General features: G+C 42.9%; 14 protein-coding genes. 8 read left to right on the top strand and 6 right to left on the bottom strand.

Annotated elements, in window-relative coordinates:
• Nucleotides 1-7: 7 nt before the first annotated feature.
• From JSY38_RS13535 to JSY38_RS13525, 3 genes are read left to right on the top strand one after another with little or no spacing between them, the layout of a single operon-like run.
• The gene (locus JSY38_RS13535; RefSeq protein ID WP_114410978.1) at nt 8-835 is read left to right on the top strand and encodes a symmetrical bis(5'-nucleosyl)-tetraphosphatase; all 828 of its coding nucleotides are present in this window, start codon (nt 8-10) and stop codon (nt 833-835) included.
• Complete coding sequence (glpE, locus tag JSY38_RS13530; protein ID WP_114410977.1) at nt 832-1,152, top strand: thiosulfate sulfurtransferase GlpE; 321 nt, start codon at nt 832-834, stop codon at nt 1,150-1,152. The genes JSY38_RS13535 and glpE overlap by 4 nt, the downstream gene beginning before the upstream one ends.
• Nucleotides 1,153-1,158: 6 nt before the next feature.
• On the top strand, nt 1,159-2,256 hold the full coding sequence (locus JSY38_RS13525; RefSeq protein ID WP_205113611.1) for a tRNA nucleotidyltransferase/poly(A) polymerase-related protein: 1,098 nt from the start codon (nt 1,159-1,161) through the stop codon (nt 2,254-2,256).
• A gap of 14 nt (nt 2,257-2,270) precedes the next feature.
• Here the strand turns inward: JSY38_RS13525 and folB are convergent, their stop codons facing one another.
• Complete coding sequence (folB, locus tag JSY38_RS13520) at nt 2,271-2,636, bottom strand: dihydroneopterin aldolase (RefSeq protein WP_205113610.1); 366 nt, start codon at nt 2,634-2,636, stop codon at nt 2,271-2,273.
• A 4-nt stretch (nt 2,637-2,640) separates the two neighbouring features.
• A complete protein-coding gene (gene tsaD, locus JSY38_RS13515) occupies nt 2,641-3,675 on the bottom strand; it encodes a tRNA (adenosine(37)-N6)-threonylcarbamoyltransferase complex transferase subunit TsaD (protein WP_205113609.1) in 1,035 nt (344 codons plus the stop codon).
• Nucleotides 3,676-4,094: 419 nt separating this feature from the next.
• On the opposite strand from tsaD, the gene rpsU reads away from it, so the two are divergent.
• The 5 genes from rpsU (at nt 4,095) to JSY38_RS13490 (ending at nt 10,659) form a co-directional block, all read left to right on the top strand.
• Entirely contained in the window at nt 4,095-4,310 is a 216-nt protein-coding gene (gene rpsU, locus JSY38_RS13510; protein ID WP_009835737.1) for a 30S ribosomal protein S21, read from the top strand.
• Nucleotides 4,311-4,495: 185 nt separating this feature from the next.
• The gene (locus JSY38_RS13505) at nt 4,496-4,942 is read left to right on the top strand and encodes a GatB/YqeY domain-containing protein (RefSeq protein WP_114410974.1); all 447 of its coding nucleotides are present in this window, start codon (nt 4,496-4,498) and stop codon (nt 4,940-4,942) included.
• A gap of 4 nt (nt 4,943-4,946) precedes the next feature.
• The gene (dnaG, locus tag JSY38_RS13500) at nt 4,947-6,950 is read left to right on the top strand and encodes a DNA primase (protein WP_205113608.1); all 2,004 of its coding nucleotides are present in this window, start codon (nt 4,947-4,949) and stop codon (nt 6,948-6,950) included.
• 115 nt (nt 6,951-7,065) lie between these two features.
• Nucleotides 7,066-8,904, top strand: a complete 1,839-nt coding sequence (gene rpoD / locus JSY38_RS13495) for an RNA polymerase sigma factor RpoD (protein ID WP_114410972.1) — start codon at nt 7,066-7,068, stop codon at nt 8,902-8,904.
• A gap of 348 nt (nt 8,905-9,252) precedes the next feature.
• Entirely contained in the window at nt 9,253-10,659 is a 1,407-nt protein-coding gene (locus JSY38_RS13490; RefSeq protein ID WP_205113607.1) for a PhoH family protein, read from the top strand.
• 94 nt (nt 10,660-10,753) lie between these two features.
• On the opposite strand, the gene JSY38_RS13485 is transcribed toward JSY38_RS13490, so the two are convergent.
• The 4 genes from JSY38_RS13485 to JSY38_RS13470 form a co-directional block, all read right to left on the bottom strand.
• The gene (locus JSY38_RS13485) at nt 10,754-11,380 is read right to left on the bottom strand and encodes a bifunctional 4-hydroxy-2-oxoglutarate aldolase/2-dehydro-3-deoxy-phosphogluconate aldolase (RefSeq protein ID WP_205113606.1); all 627 of its coding nucleotides are present in this window, start codon (nt 11,378-11,380) and stop codon (nt 10,754-10,756) included.
• Between the two features lie 37 nt (nt 11,381-11,417).
• Entirely contained in the window at nt 11,418-12,893 is a 1,476-nt protein-coding gene (gene zwf, locus JSY38_RS13480) for a glucose-6-phosphate dehydrogenase (RefSeq protein ID WP_114410969.1), read from the bottom strand.
• Between the two features lie 20 nt (nt 12,894-12,913).
• Nucleotides 12,914-13,888 (bottom strand): glucokinase, encoded by a 975-nt coding sequence (gene glk, locus JSY38_RS13475; protein ID WP_205113605.1) that lies wholly within the window; start codon nt 13,886-13,888, stop codon nt 12,914-12,916.
• Nucleotides 13,889-13,991: 103 nt separating this feature from the next.
• Complete coding sequence (locus JSY38_RS13470) at nt 13,992-15,056, bottom strand: sensor domain-containing diguanylate cyclase (RefSeq protein ID WP_114410967.1); 1,065 nt, start codon at nt 15,054-15,056, stop codon at nt 13,992-13,994.
• Between the last annotated feature and the right edge of the window lie 45 nt (nt 15,057-15,101).

The raw sequence follows: 15,101 nt of genomic DNA, 5'->3' as shown, positions 1-15,101 counted from the left end.
GGCCCCTATGGCAACGTATGTAATTGGGGACTTGCAAGGTTGTCTGACCCCATTAGTGCAGTTATTAGAACAAATTGGTTACTCCCCTGAGCAAGACAAACTGTGGTTTGCGGGAGACTTAATTAACCGTGGACACGAATCACTTGAAACACTACGGTTTATTAAATCATTAGGCGATAACGCCACTGTTGTTTTAGGCAATCATGATTTACATTTGCTTGCCATTTCGTTTGGTCATGGCAAATTAAAGCGTGGCGACACACTAATGGAAATACTAACAGCTAGGGATAGAGATGAATTAATAGATTGGCTACGCAGCCAACCTTTATGCCATTACGACGCAAAACTCAACACTATTATGACCCACGCAGGTATCCCCCCTTGCTGGGATTTGTCAGAAACACTTACATTAGCCAAAGAAGTTGAAAACAAGCTCCAGTCAGACAGTGTTGATGAATATTTTGCGACCATGTATGGTAATACACCTGATTTATGGGACGATAAATTAACTGGATTAGATCGTCTTCGAGCTATTACCAACTATCTCACTCGGATGCGCTTTTGCGACGAAAATAGCAAGCTCGACTTAAAATCTAAAGAAGGCGTAGACACTGCCTCCAAAGGCTATGCCCCATGGTTCAACTACCCAACAAAATTACCTGAAGGTTGTCATATTGTATTTGGGCATTGGGCTGCAATAGAAGGGGAAACCCAGAAAAGCCATATCCATGCTTTAGACACTGGCTGCGTCTGGGGCGGAAGTTTAACAGCTTTACGTCTTGAAGATATGCAACGCTTTAGCACACCTTGTACCATCAACCGGAAGAAATCATGACTTACACTTGTATCGATATTTCAGACGCCCTCCCAATAATTGAAAACAATGCAGCTATCGTAGATATCCGTGATACGGCTAGCTTCCAAACAAGCCGTATCGCAAATGCAAAAAGTCTAAGCAATGACAACGTACAAGACTTCATCGACAATACGGACAAAACACAACCCGTTATTGTGTGCTGCTACCATGGCAACAGCAGTAAAGGTGCAGCGGAATACCTAGCGTCTCAGGGATTTAAAGAAGTTTACTCATTGAATGGTGGCTTTAGTCAATGGAGCGCCATGTTTCCAGATCAATGTGAATCAGGCAATTAACCGATAATGCCACAACCCTATCAAGTTTATCTCGTTGGTGGCGCCGTTCGCGACGCCTTATTAGAATTATCCGTAACCGACCACGATTGGGTCGTCACAGGTGCCATTCCAGAGCAACTTGAACAACAAGGTTTCCAGCAAGTTGGCAAACAGTTTCCTGTTTTTCTACACCCAAAGAATAAAGAAGAGTATGCCCTTGCCCGCAAAGAAAAAAAACAAGGTGAAGGCTATACAGGATTCATCTGTGATTTTTCGCCTGACATCAGCCTAGAAGAAGATTTAGAGCGCCGAGATCTGACTATCAACGCCATTGCACAAGATAAAAACGGCACACTAATAGATCCATTTAATGGGCAAAAAGACTTACATGATAGAGTATTTCGTCATGTATCAAATGCCTTCATCGAGGACCCGCTAAGAGTATTAAGAGTCGCTCGATTTGCCGCTCGCTTTCATCACTTTGGCTTTTCTATCGCCCCAGAAACCATGCGGTTAATGCAAGCTATAAGCGCATCTGGGGAGCTTTCCTCTTTAAGTGCTGAACGCATTTGGAAAGAACTGGAAAAAGCGCTAAATACTCAGCACTCTAATGCCTTTTTTTCAGTATTAAAAGAAGCAAACGCACTTGAAAAGCTTTTTCCTGAGTTCATTTGGGAAGACAGTCAATCTCTTGTCGATATATTAAGCAAAATAGAGCTTACTCCCGCTCAGCGCTGGGCCATTCTTTGCAAAGACACACCTTTGGCAGAGTTAGCTCAACTGCATCAGCATATTCGCTGCCCTAACCAGTTTAAGGTACTCGCAGAGCAAACTCGTTCTTTTTTAGAAAATCAACGTATACCTATGGACTCTGTCGCATGGGAAAACTGGTTAATTTCGGTTAACGCAATAAAAAAACCTCAACCATTTGTCTTACTGATTGAGGTTCTGAGCCTATTAACCAATAGCAAGCTAGAAGACTGGCAATTGCTACGCAACACTATTGCTGCAATTAATGCAGCGGGTCTAATTAAGCAAGGCCTAGTTGGTGCCGAGCTTGGACAAGCACTTAAAAAAATACGTGCTGATGCGCTCGATAAAACCCTATCACCATTTATCAGCTAAAACTTAACAACTAACTAATAAGTTACAGCGGACTTCCGGTGAACCTTCACACCAACGGCCTGTGCTGCTGGGACGGCACCAGGCTTACGCAAAGTTAACGTGACAGCATTTAACTTGAACTGCCCGATCAGTTCACCTACCAAATGCTCTGCCAAGGTTTCAATCAATTCAAATTGACGCTCTGCACAGAAAGTTAAAATGTAATTAGAAATGGCCTCGTAATCTAACGTCTTAGCCAAATCGTCCGTTTCGGCAGGAACACGATTGTCATGCTCCATTTCCAAATCAAACACCAAATCTTGTTGAATCTTTTTTTCCCAATCATAAACACCTATGACAGCCTGAGCTTTAAGGCCTTCAATAAACACTAAATCTTGCATATTCTCATCCCTTTAAAGGTGGCAATTCGGACAGAGGCCAGCGAGCACGTATCGACAAACTTAACTCAGAAGATTGGCCGTTCACCAAGCGCTGAGCACCAGCATAGGCAATCATGGCACCATTATCCGTACAAAACTCGGGCCGTGCATAAAACACATTCGCCCTGATCTTTTTAAGCTGACTTTCAAGCTGCTCTCGCAAACGCTGGTTCGCACTCACGCCACCGGCAATAATTAGTTGCTTCAGCCCTTCTGCTTCCAGCGCCCGGCGACACTTAATCACCAAGGTATCCACTACCGCTGTTTCAAATGCCAAAGCAGCATCCGCTTTAAACTGCTCATCACAACGGTCGTTATCTAACGCATCATGAACCGCTGTCAAAAACGCGGTTTTTAAGCCACTAAAACTGAAATCCAAACCGGGGCGGTCCGTCATAGGGCGAGGAAATTTCAATCCAGACTTAGGATTACCTTGTTTTGCTAAGGCTGCAATTTGTGGCCCACCAGGGTAAGGCAAACCAATCATTTTGGCTGCTTTATCAAATGCTTCTCCAGCGGCATCATCAAGCGATTGACCTAAGAGGCGATATTCACCAATACCATCCACTCGAACCAACTGTGTATGACCACCAGAGACTAACAGAGCAATAAAAGGCATTGCAGGTTGGTTCTCTTCTAACATAGGAGCCAAAAGATGCCCTTCCATATGGTGAACACCCAAAGCAGGAATCTCTAAAGCATACGCCAGAGAACGGCCAATCGTTGCACCAGCCATCAATGCACCTACTAAACCAGGGCCACTGGTATAAGCTATCGCATCCAATTCTGACTTTTTCATGCCCGCTTCTTGCAACACCTCATCAATAAGAGGCAAGGTCTTACGAACATGATCACGAGATGCTAATTCAGGCACCACACCACCATACTCAGCATGCTGCGCTATTTGAGAATAAATCTTGTGGGCCAATAAGCCATTTTCAGTATCGTAAATCGCAATACCTGTCTCGTCACAAGAGGTTTCTAATCCCAATACTTTCATCAAAAGAATCTCATCAATAATTTGAGCGCATTGTACCCTATCTATCTCGACCATTGCAGAGCAAAGAGAGACTTCCTTAGCAAACTATCCAAATGAAATTAGACATGTCAAAGTAAAAGCATTATAATGCGCGCGTTTTAAATGTTTAAATTAAAAGGCAGGTGATTTTTCTAGTTTGGCACATAGCTTCTGATGTAAGCGCAATGGCGATCCAAACACCCTCTTAAAGAATGAATACAGTTACAGACGCGACAATAGTCTGTTCAGGGTTGGGCTTTTTTAGCCTAGAAAAATCGATCCATAGCGGATCACACTCTGTTCAACAAAAGCGCGCTTTGAAAGCCCAATAAATACGGGTATGATTCACGCCGTTTTTGTGAATACTTAAACTTTAAAAAAATATTATTGAAGGTAATAACATGCCAGCTGTAAAAGTAAAAGATAACGAACCATTTGATATCGCTCTACGTCGCTTCAAACGCTCTTGTGAAAAAGCAGGTGTTTTGGCTGAAGTTCGTCGTCGTGAATGCTACGAAAAACCAACTACTCTTCGCAAACGTGCTGCAGCCGCTGCTGTTAAACGTCACGCTAAGAAAGTTTCTCGCGAGCAGAAGAAATTCCAACGTTTGTACTAGGCCAATCTGCCGTTTGGCAATTTGCTAAAGAACAAAGGTTTGCCTAGACGTTTCTAACATTTAGGCTTATAAAAAACGGCTAGTTATGCAACTAGCCGTTTTTTTTGTTTCCAAAGAGACCCTTGCATGACACCGCGAGCAACCGTCTCAATAAATTAAAGCACCATGAATTTAAAGAGGATCCCATGTCAGAATTAAAAAAACACATCTCAGACACCCTAAAAACAGCGATGCGCGCCAAAGAAAAACAGCGTGTAACCGTAATTCGTACCATCCTAGCTGAATGTAAAAAAATTGAAGTCGATGAACGCATTGAGCTAGATGATGCGCGCGTATTGGCCGTATTAGATAAAATGAACAAGCAGCGCAAAGACTCCTACCAACAGTTCATTGACGGTGGTCGCGAAGATCTAGCTGTAGTCGAAAAAGAAGAGATGGAAATCATTAGCGAATTTTTACCAACGCCATTGACTGATGAAGAAGTCGGTGAGATTGTTAAAGCTGCAATCGCAGAAACGGGTGCCAGCTCCATGCAACAAATGGGCGCGGTTATGGCCATCGTAAAACCTCAAGTACAAGGCCGTGCCGACATGGCGCAGATCAGCAAACAAGTAAAAGCACAACTAGGCTAATATAATGGCGGGACGCATTCCTGATCAGTTTATAGATGAGCTACTCGCTCGAACCGACTTAACCGACGTGGTTGCGTCTCGTATTAGCTTAAAAAAAACTGGGCAAAATTACAGTGCCCTCTGCCCCTTTCATAATGAAAAAAGCCCTTCTTTTAGCTTAAACCCCAACAAGCAATTTTATTACTGCTTTGGCTGTGGCGCCGGCGGTAACGCCATTTCATTTGTGATGGAACACGATCATGTGGACTTTGTCGATGCGATAGAAACCCTCGCCAAAGACGCTGGTATGGAAGTTCCGAGAGAACAAGGCGCACCAGATAGATATGAGCAAAACGCAGAGCTACTTAAACGCCTTTCTGAAAGCTCACAGTTTTATCAGCAACAATTAACTCAGCACCCTGACAAGAAAAAGGCCACCGACTATTTATCAAAAGACCGAGGACTCTCAGGCCAAATCGCCAAAGTATTTGGATTAGGGTACGCACCACCGGGATGGGACAACCTCTTTAAAAAGGTCGGCACCCGCGCTGAAAGCCAAGAACAACTATTTTTGGGCGGCATGCTAATCGAGAAAAAGGATCAGCCTGGCCATTACTATGATCGATTTCGGGACCGCATCATTTTCCCTATACGCGACTCACGAGGTCGAGTGATCGCTTTTGGTGGACGCGCATTTGGCGACGAAAAACCCAAATACCTAAACTCTCCAGAAACACCCGTTTTTCAAAAAAGCCAAGAACTTTACGGTTTGTTTGAAGCAAAGCAAAACACACCTGTACTAGACCAAATTATTGTGGTCGAAGGCTATATGGATGTCATCGTTCTAGCCCAACACGGCATTACCAATGCGGTCGCCACACTAGGCACATCTGTCAACAGCCAACACATACGCAAACTGTTTAAACTGGTCAGCAAAGTTGTACTTTGCTTTGACGGCGATAAAGCGGGTCGTGCCGCAGCGATTCGCGGTTTAGAAGCCTCCCTTCCAGTGATGCAAGATGAAAAACAAGTACGATTTTTATTCTTACCTGAAGGTGAAGATCCCGATTCGCTTGTCAGAAAGGAGGGCAAAGAAGCCTTCAACCACCGCCTAGAAGACGCATCCTCTCTTTCTCATGTTCTATTTGATCACGCCCGAAATCAGGTAACCCTTGGCGACGAAGAAGGCGAAGCACAATTTGCCCGCAACGCCATGGAAATGATTAGAGATATCCCGAAAGAGCTAACCTTTCGCTCAGTATTGATTCGCCAATTAAGTGATCAATCTGGCATCGACAGCGAAACATTGAGCAATACTGTTTTTAAAGCTCGACGCCAGTATACCGCCGCACCAGAAGCTCATGAGACTACGCAACAGAGTCATACGCCGCCAACTCAAAGCTACAATGAAGATCTCCCTGATTTAAGCCATTACGACTATGAGCCACCTCATAGTGGGTATGATGACTACCGCCACATGGATCACCCCACGCCACCAGCTCAATCAAATCCTAAAGGCTCGTTCAAAAAACCATTTAGTAAAAAGCCTTTTTCCAAAGGTAAGTTTTATAATGATGAGCCCGCATTACCGCCAGCAGCACCTAGTTTAAGTCAAATTAAACAAGCTACTCTGTGCCTTTTGTTGCACCCGCACATTGCCAAAGAAATTGATGTACCAGACCCCTTAATCAACCAAGCAAACGAAGAGTTACAAGTTTTTTGTAAAATTTGGCGTTTTTTCACTAAACATCCAACAAAAAACACCGGAAATCTTTTGGGTGAAATGACAGATTCATTCACTATTTCTTCTATTTACGCACTATTAAACCACAAAGACGCCACTACAAAGCAAAAAATAACCAACGCAAAGCAAGAAGTGCTTGATATGATCCTTGCACTGGAAAAAAATCTTGGATTAAATAGCAGCATTGCACGGTTGAAAAATAGGGGGAATGAATCCATAAAGGATATTAACAGTCAGCAAGAACTGCGAAATTTGATGGATCTGATTAGGCAAAAAAAATCTTAAAGGTTGCTTACTTTTCATTCAAAAAAAGAAGGATTTGGTGGATAAAAGTGATTGATTTTGTTATAATCCGCGGCTTGCTAAACTCCCAAATGAATTTCTAACGATAGGTTGTCGAATGCCAGACACTCAACAGTCACGTCTCAAAGAGCTGATCTCCAAGGGTAAAGAACAAGGTTACCTAACTTTCTCAGAAGTTAACGACCACCTACCTGATGACCTTTCAGACCCGGAGCAAGTAGAAGAAATTATTGCCATGATCAACGACATGGGCATTACGGTTTCTGAAGTTGCTCCCGATAAAGATAACCTTCTTATGGAAGAAGGTGACGCTACAGACGAAGCAGCAGCTGAAGAAGCTGCGGCAGCGTTAGCGGCAGTAGAAGGTGATATCACCAGAACAACCGACCCAGTGCGTATGTATATGCGTGAAATGGGCACCGTTGAGCTATTGACACGCGCAGGCGAAATAGCCATTGCAAAGCGTATCGAAGAAGGTACCCGCGAAGTCATGGCGGCTATCTCTTACTTCCCTGGTGCGGTAGACGTACTACTAGATGCTTACACAAAAGTACAGGAAGAAGAAGGCCGTCTAAGCGATATATTCAGCGGCTTTATTGACGGTGATGGTGAAGAGCCTGTTTTCGAGGAAGTCGTAACGGAAGAACCTGCGGTCGAAGAGGATTCGGTTGACACTGATGACGATGATGACGATTCCGAAGACAGCGAAGAAGAAACCGATAACGGTCCTGATCCTGAAGAAACAGCACTGCGCTTCAATGATATTTCACGCATTTACGAAGAGCTAAAAGTCTTGCTAGAAAATAGCAATAGACAAGATCCAGCGGTAAAGAGCAAGCAAGAAGAATTAAGCATCAGCTTTGCTCCTATCAAGCTTGTACCTAAGCTGTTTGATGATTTAATTGATCGTGTTCGTTCGCGTATGGAAAAAGTACGCGACCAAGAACGCTTAATCATGCAAGTGTGTGTCCGTAAAGCAGGTATGCCAAGAACAGAATTCTTGAAACGCTTCCCAAGCAATGAAACCAATCCAGATTGGCTTAAAGAACAAATTGCAACGGGTGCAGATTACGCTGCCACTCTAGAAGAAAACGAAGCTGAGTTTATGCGCAGCCAACGCAAACTTCGCGCAGTGACTAAAGAAACAGGGTTAACTATTGCCGAGCTAAAAGAAATTAACCGTCGCATTTCTATTGGCGAGACTCGTGCTCGTCGTGCGAAAAAAGAAATGGTTGAAGCCAACTTACGCTTGGTTATCTCTATAGCGAAGAAATACACTAACCGCGGCCTACAATTCTTGGATTTGATCCAGGAAGGTAACATTGGCCTAATGAAAGCGGTTGATAAATTTGAATACCGTCGTGGTTATAAGTTCTCAACTTACGCTACATGGTGGATTCGTCAGGCAATCACTCGCTCGATTGCCGATCAGGCTCGTACCATCCGAATTCCTGTGCATATGATTGAAACGATTAATAAACTTAATCGTATCTCTCGTCAGATGCTTCAGGAAATGGGACGCGAAGCAACGCCAGAAGAATTGGCTGCTCGCATGGATATGCCAGAAGACAAAATTCGCAAAGTACTGAAGATTGCTAAAGAACCAATCTCAATGGAAACACCAATTGGTGATGATGAAGATTCTCACCTAGGCGATTTCATTGAAGACGATGGCGCTGAATCTCCTATTGATATAGCGACTATCGAGGGCTTGCGTGAATCCACAACAATGGTACTTGCTGGCTTAACTGCCCGCGAAGCCAAAGTTCTACGTATGCGCTTCGGAATTGACATGAACACTGACCACACCCTTGAAGAGGTCGGTAAGCAATTTGACGTTACTCGTGAACGTATTCGTCAAATCGAAGCAAAAGCATTACGTAAACTGCGTCACCCTAGCCGTTCAGAGCACCTAAGAAGCTTCTTGGACGAATGATACGATTGGCTATAAAAAAAACCGCTGCCATAAACAGCGGTTTTTTTATAACCAAAAAATGTAAAAAAAACCAATTAGAACAAGCATACGCAACAAAACTGTCATACACTCTAATTAGAGTATGGATAAAGACAGTGAGGTTTAGCTTGCTACAAAACCATAATCCAGATCATAAAACACCCCCTACCTCACTGACAGATCACCACTCTAGTCAGACACCCCACACAACTCCAATATCCACCCCCTATAAAAGTTCAGCATCACAAAAAACGCTAAGCACCGATTGTTTTGTACGTTTAAACACACTTTCAAAAGAAAACTTCATGTTCATTACAGGAGTAATACTCTATGGAAAAAATATACGTTCTTGACACCAACGTGCTATTGCACGACCCCTTGGCAATTTACGCTTTTGCTGAACACAAAGTCGTTATCCCAATGACTGTTCTTGAAGAACTGGATGTCATTAAAGACAGAAGAGACAAAGACGTCAGCCGTGAGGCGCGAGTGGCCATTAACACCATCGATAAAATAGTAGGCGACGCCTCCCCTCGTGAGTTACAAGCAGGCGTCCCAATCCGAGTCGTTAGTAATGATACAGCAAAAGATGAAAACAAACGTTCCGAAGGCTCTCTAGCGATCTATCCAGACCAACAAATTACACTTACTGACAATATCCCTTTCCTAAACGGAAACCATGACCACGCAAACGACAATCGCATCATTAATGTTGGCTTAAGCTTACAAGCAACGCACCCACGCTCTTCGGTTTGTTTAGTAACTAAAGACATTAATATGAGAATCAAAGCAAAAGGCTCAGGCCTAGAGCGAGTAGAGGACTACCGAAAAGACCGGGTTTTAGATGATTTAGACCTAATGACCAAAGGCTATATTCAATTTACAGGAAGCTTTTGGTCGACCATCGATAGCGTTAAAACTGAAGCCCACGGTCGCCATACCGTGCATGTCATTAACAAAAGCCGACTTCCCAACCTACACTTCAATATGTTCGTCATTGATGATGAGGATTTCATTGGCTTTGTGGTAAACCTTGATCAAGAGTTTGTCTATTTACTTGATGTAAACAAGCAACATTTGATGAATCAAAACTTTTGGGGCATTCACCCACGCAATCTAGAGCAAGCTATGGCGTTTTACTTACTACGCCATGACAACTCAGACTTAATGGTAATGACAGGCCCAGCAGGCTCTGGTAAGACCCTGCTGGCTCTAGCTTATGGCCTGCAAGTTACCATGGAAGAAAAACGCTTTAACAAGATCATTGTAGCAAGATCAACACCACCAATGGCTGAAGACATTGGTTTCTTGCCGGGCACAGAAGAAGAAAAAATGGCACCTTGGTTAGCGGCATTTGATGATAACCTAGAAATATTGCACGGTGCTGACGAACACTCTTTTAGCAGTATTGACTACGTCAAACAAAAAGCCAACATTCAGTTTAAATCATTGAATTTTATGCGTGGCCGATCTTTCAACAACGCTCTTATTATTATCGATGAGGCTCAAGGGTTAACACAATTTCAACTTAAATCCATCGTAACAAGGGTTGGCAGCAATTCAAAAATTATCGTCTTAGGCAATTTGGCACAGATAGACAACAAGTACATCACCCCTCTCACATCGGGGTTAACCTATTTGGTTGAAAAAACAAAATCTTTCAAATACTCAAGCATAATGCATGTCAATGGCATTGAACGTAGCCGACTTGCAGAATTTGCAGAAGAAAATCTCTAAGTAGTACAAAATGAAACAGGCACAAAAAAGGGAAATAGCATATACGCTATTTCCCTTTTTTAATTTACTCAATCAAGGGAGCAAATTATATCCACTACTGACTTACAGATTTTGCCAATTCAGTAATTTCGTCCCACTTACCCGCACGAACCAAATCTGTTGGGACAATCCACGAACCACCCACACAAAGCACGTTAGGCAAAGCCAAATATTCACGGAAGTTATCAGCACCAATCCCACCTGTTGGGCAGAATTTGATTTGTGGTAATGGACCGCCAAATGCTTTCAGCGCTTTAACACCACCATTCACTTCTGCCGGGAAAAACTTGAAGCGATCATAACCGTGCTCCATTCCCAGCAAAATATCAGAAATAGTCGCAACAGCAGGCAAGTAAGGCACATCGTACTCTTTACCAACAGCCAATAGGTCAGCTGTCATTCCTGGGCTGATAATAAATTGTGAGCCAGCTTCAATTGCTTGAATATATTGTGCACGAGAACAAACCGTTCCAGCTCCAACAATCGCATCAGGCACTTCCTTGCGAAGCGCTGTAATCGCTTCCAAGGCAGCAGGCGTGCGCAAAGTAACCTCTAAAACAGGCACTCCGCCAGCCACAAGCGCCTTACCTAAAGCAACAGCTTGCTCTACGTCATCAACAACAATAACAGGAACAACCGGAGTAGCAGTCATTACCTGCTCAGCAGTATAAGAAGTGGTCATTGAGATTTTCCTTTTTTAAGACTTCTTTGTTTAAGGACTAATAGTCGTGCCAATTACGGCCGTCTTTTATAGGCAGAGCCATGGATGCTGCAGGCCCCCATGAACCAGAAGCGTACTCTTTTGGACGCTCACTAGTTTGGCTCCAAGCAGACATAATACCATCTACCCACTTCCAAGCAGCCTCTACTTCATCGTAGCGCATAAACAAGGTTGCATCATTGCGCATCACATCCAACAATAAACGCTCATACGCTTCTGGGCTTCGCTTATCATTAAAGGCTTCTGTCAAACTCAAGTTTAAATCGACAGGCTGAAGGTTCATCCCTTCACTAGCGCCAGGCACTTTATTCATAACAGTCAAAGATATTTTTTCTTCTGGCTGAAGACGAATAATCAACTGATTGCGCTGGAGCTGACGATTGCTCTCGTCACTAAAAATACTATGTGGCACCGCTTTATACTGGATAACAATCTCAGAATAACGCTGACCAAGACGCTTACCCGTTCTCAAGTAAAATGGCACACCAGCCCAACGCCAGTTATCAATATCTGCACGCAAAGCAACAAAGGTTTCCGTTCTTGAATTCGGATTACTACCTTCTTCATCAAAGTAACCTTGAACATCCTTACCTTTAATCATGCCTTTGGCATATTGACCACGAACAGTCTTGGTATAAGCATTTGCACCCGCGATTGGACGCAGCGCCTTTAACACTTTGATTTTTTCATCACGTACGGAGTCAGCATCCATTCGACCTGGAGGCTCCATTGCCACCAAACATAACAGCTGGATCAAATGATTTTGCACCATATCACGCATGGCGCCAGCATTATCATAGTACCCCCAGCGACCTTCCACTCCGACCGTTTCAGATACAGTAATCTGTACGTTATCTATATGAGCACTATCCCATAGTGGTTCGAAAAGTGTGTTACCAAAACGGATCGCCAACAGGTTTTGTACCGTTTCTTTGCCTAGATAGTGATCGATACGAAACGCTTGCTGCTCCGTAAAGTTTTTCATCACCTCATCATTAATGGCACGAGAAGAAACAAGATCACGACCAAGTGGTTTTTCTAGAACCACACGCATACGATCTGCGTTTAAGCCATGCGTCGCCAATGAAGAACAAATAGAACCAAATAGATCAGGAGAAGTCGCAAGATAAAATACAACATCACGATCATCACCTCCTACTTGGTGCTCATTCAATCGAGCGAAGTCAGCTTCTTGCTGTGCATCAACAGAAACATAACTCAAACGCTTTTTAAAACGCTCCCATGTTTTGCTGTCACCTATACTTGAAGGCACAAATTCATCAAGTGCCGTACGAATTTTGGCTTGATAATCTTCCGTTGCTACTTCTCTTCTAGAAGCACCAATAATTCGTGTTGTTGGAGCAAGCAAACCATCCATATCTAAATGGTATAAAGCTGGTAACAACTTACGCATTGCAAGATCGCCACCACCACCAAAAATCACAACATCACAGGCTTTCAAACTGGCCTTCATTCTTTACTCTCCAACTAAATCTAGGCTTTCGACACAAGATGAGACGCGTAACATGCACAGCCCATCAGCCCTGGGTATTCAGACATCACAACAAAAGTCGGAATAGGGGAAACAAAATCTTTCATGCGACCTTTATCTTGCATCGCATCACGGAAACCACTTTTAAGAATCGAATTTAAATAGCGAGGCACAATACCACCGGCAATATATACACCACCGCGAGATTCAACAGATAACACAAGGTCACCGATCACTCGACCTAAAAACACAAAAAACTGTTCTAAAGCAGCGGTTGCTACAGGATCATCACCAAGCTTTAATGCATCGCCAATTTCAGGCGCGGTTAACCGCTTTTTAATACCTTCACGAAGAGCCAATGATTCGTATATATTTTCGAGACCCATGCCAGATAAAACACGCTCTGCTGAAACTCGCTTATGGCGCGTACGAAGAAATTTTAAAATATCATCTTCAACATCATTACAGGCAGATAAATCAACATGCCCGCCTTCGCCAGGCAAAACAATATTAGGTCCATTGTCTTGAGGTACGACGCATGATATGCCCAAGCCCGTTCCAGCACCAACCACCCAACAAGCACCTTTTGGATCGACTGTTGAGCTTTCTCCAATGACCACCATATCTTCAGGAGTAAGGATTTCTAAGCAATGTCCAACAGCATCAAAATCGTTTAATAAGGCAACTGCTTTATTATCGCCAAAATAGGACTGCACTTCATCACGAGTAAACTTCCACGGATTATTAGAAAACTGTATCACAGGCTGATTAACTGGGCCTGCAATCGCCAAAACAATAGCGTCTATTCTATCCATACTGATACTGCAGTTTTCTATATAGTCTGCCGCAGCATCAAAAAAATTATCGTAATTTTCACAAGGAAGCACTCTAACTTCTAGAGGCACGTATTGATGAATAGGAACCAAAGCAAAACGCGCATTAGTTCCGCCGAGATCGGCGATTAAAGCATGGGACATAAACGAACCCTATTTAATTTTTTTGAAATTTTACAACAAAAATGAAGTGAAAAATACCGTAACACCGAAAAAACAAACCCTTAAATGTAATAAAATTACAACTTTATCTAAGCCTGTTTAAAAATTTAAACACCTTTGTCGGCACCAATCTTTTACGGTTATTTTTATAATCATAGAGACGTTCATCTGCGATCTTTAACAGATGCTTATAGTTACTTGGTCTGTCAGATGTAACACTGGCACCACCATAACTAATAGTAATAGGTACAAGGTTAGATTTATACCTTAATGGATTAGATTGTAGATATTCTTGGATAGACTCAGCGATCTGCATAGCCTGCTCATAGCTTTTACCGGGCATGACAAAAACAAATTCATCGCCAGCAAATCGAAACGCCAAGCCCTGCTTGTGCACATACTTCAATAACCGTTTGGCAATGTATTCTAATACCTCATCACCACAATTATGTCCCAACGTATCATTGATCGACTTAAAAGCATCACAATCAATGAACACAGTTGTCAAATCACGTTCCTGCATCTTCGAACGCGCGAACTCACGATCTAACATTAACTCCAATTGTCGGCGGTTTAACAAACCAGTCAAAGGATCTCGAGTCGCCAAGTATTCAAGCTTTTCTCTTGCTGTCACATTACTAAGGCAAATGGAAATTTTGATAGCCAACTGATCAAGTAAGAAGGTGTCTTTTGTAGTGGCATCGTAGCGAGTACTGTCCGAATCAGCCTGACAAAATAACCCCACTAGCTCACCATCAATTGTTAACGGTGAAATAGCAACCGAAGAAATAATATCTCGGTAAACCGAAGGAATAATCTCCCAGCAGCGACTTAAATTTGTATTAACCAAAACCGTCTTATTACTGGATTTAATGATATCAATCATTGAACGACGTCTTGTAAACAATACCCTATCACGAAGATCTGGCATTTTTTCTAGACTCTCAATTAGATGAGACAAAGGGGCCTCGTTGATTAAATTCACCCAAACATAAGGAACATTAAATTGTTTTTGCACTTCTTTAGTCAGAGTCGAAACAAACTGATCACAGCGACCAATCGAAAGAATACAGCGCTCAATTTCAAAAAATTTGCGTGCTATCTCTTCATTGTGTCTAACATTATCGATCAATTCATTAATATCATGCATGCATTATGCCTTACCGCAATCTATTCAAGCGGTTCATTAATTCTA

The sequence above is a fragment of the Marinomonas foliarum genome (genome assembly GCF_016906065.1).
In the GTDB taxonomy this organism is placed as follows: Bacteria; Pseudomonadota; Gammaproteobacteria; order Pseudomonadales; family Marinomonadaceae; genus Marinomonas; species Marinomonas foliarum.
The sequence above is the reverse complement of the archived record's forward strand: the minus strand, read 5'-3'. Positions and strand labels throughout refer to the sequence as shown.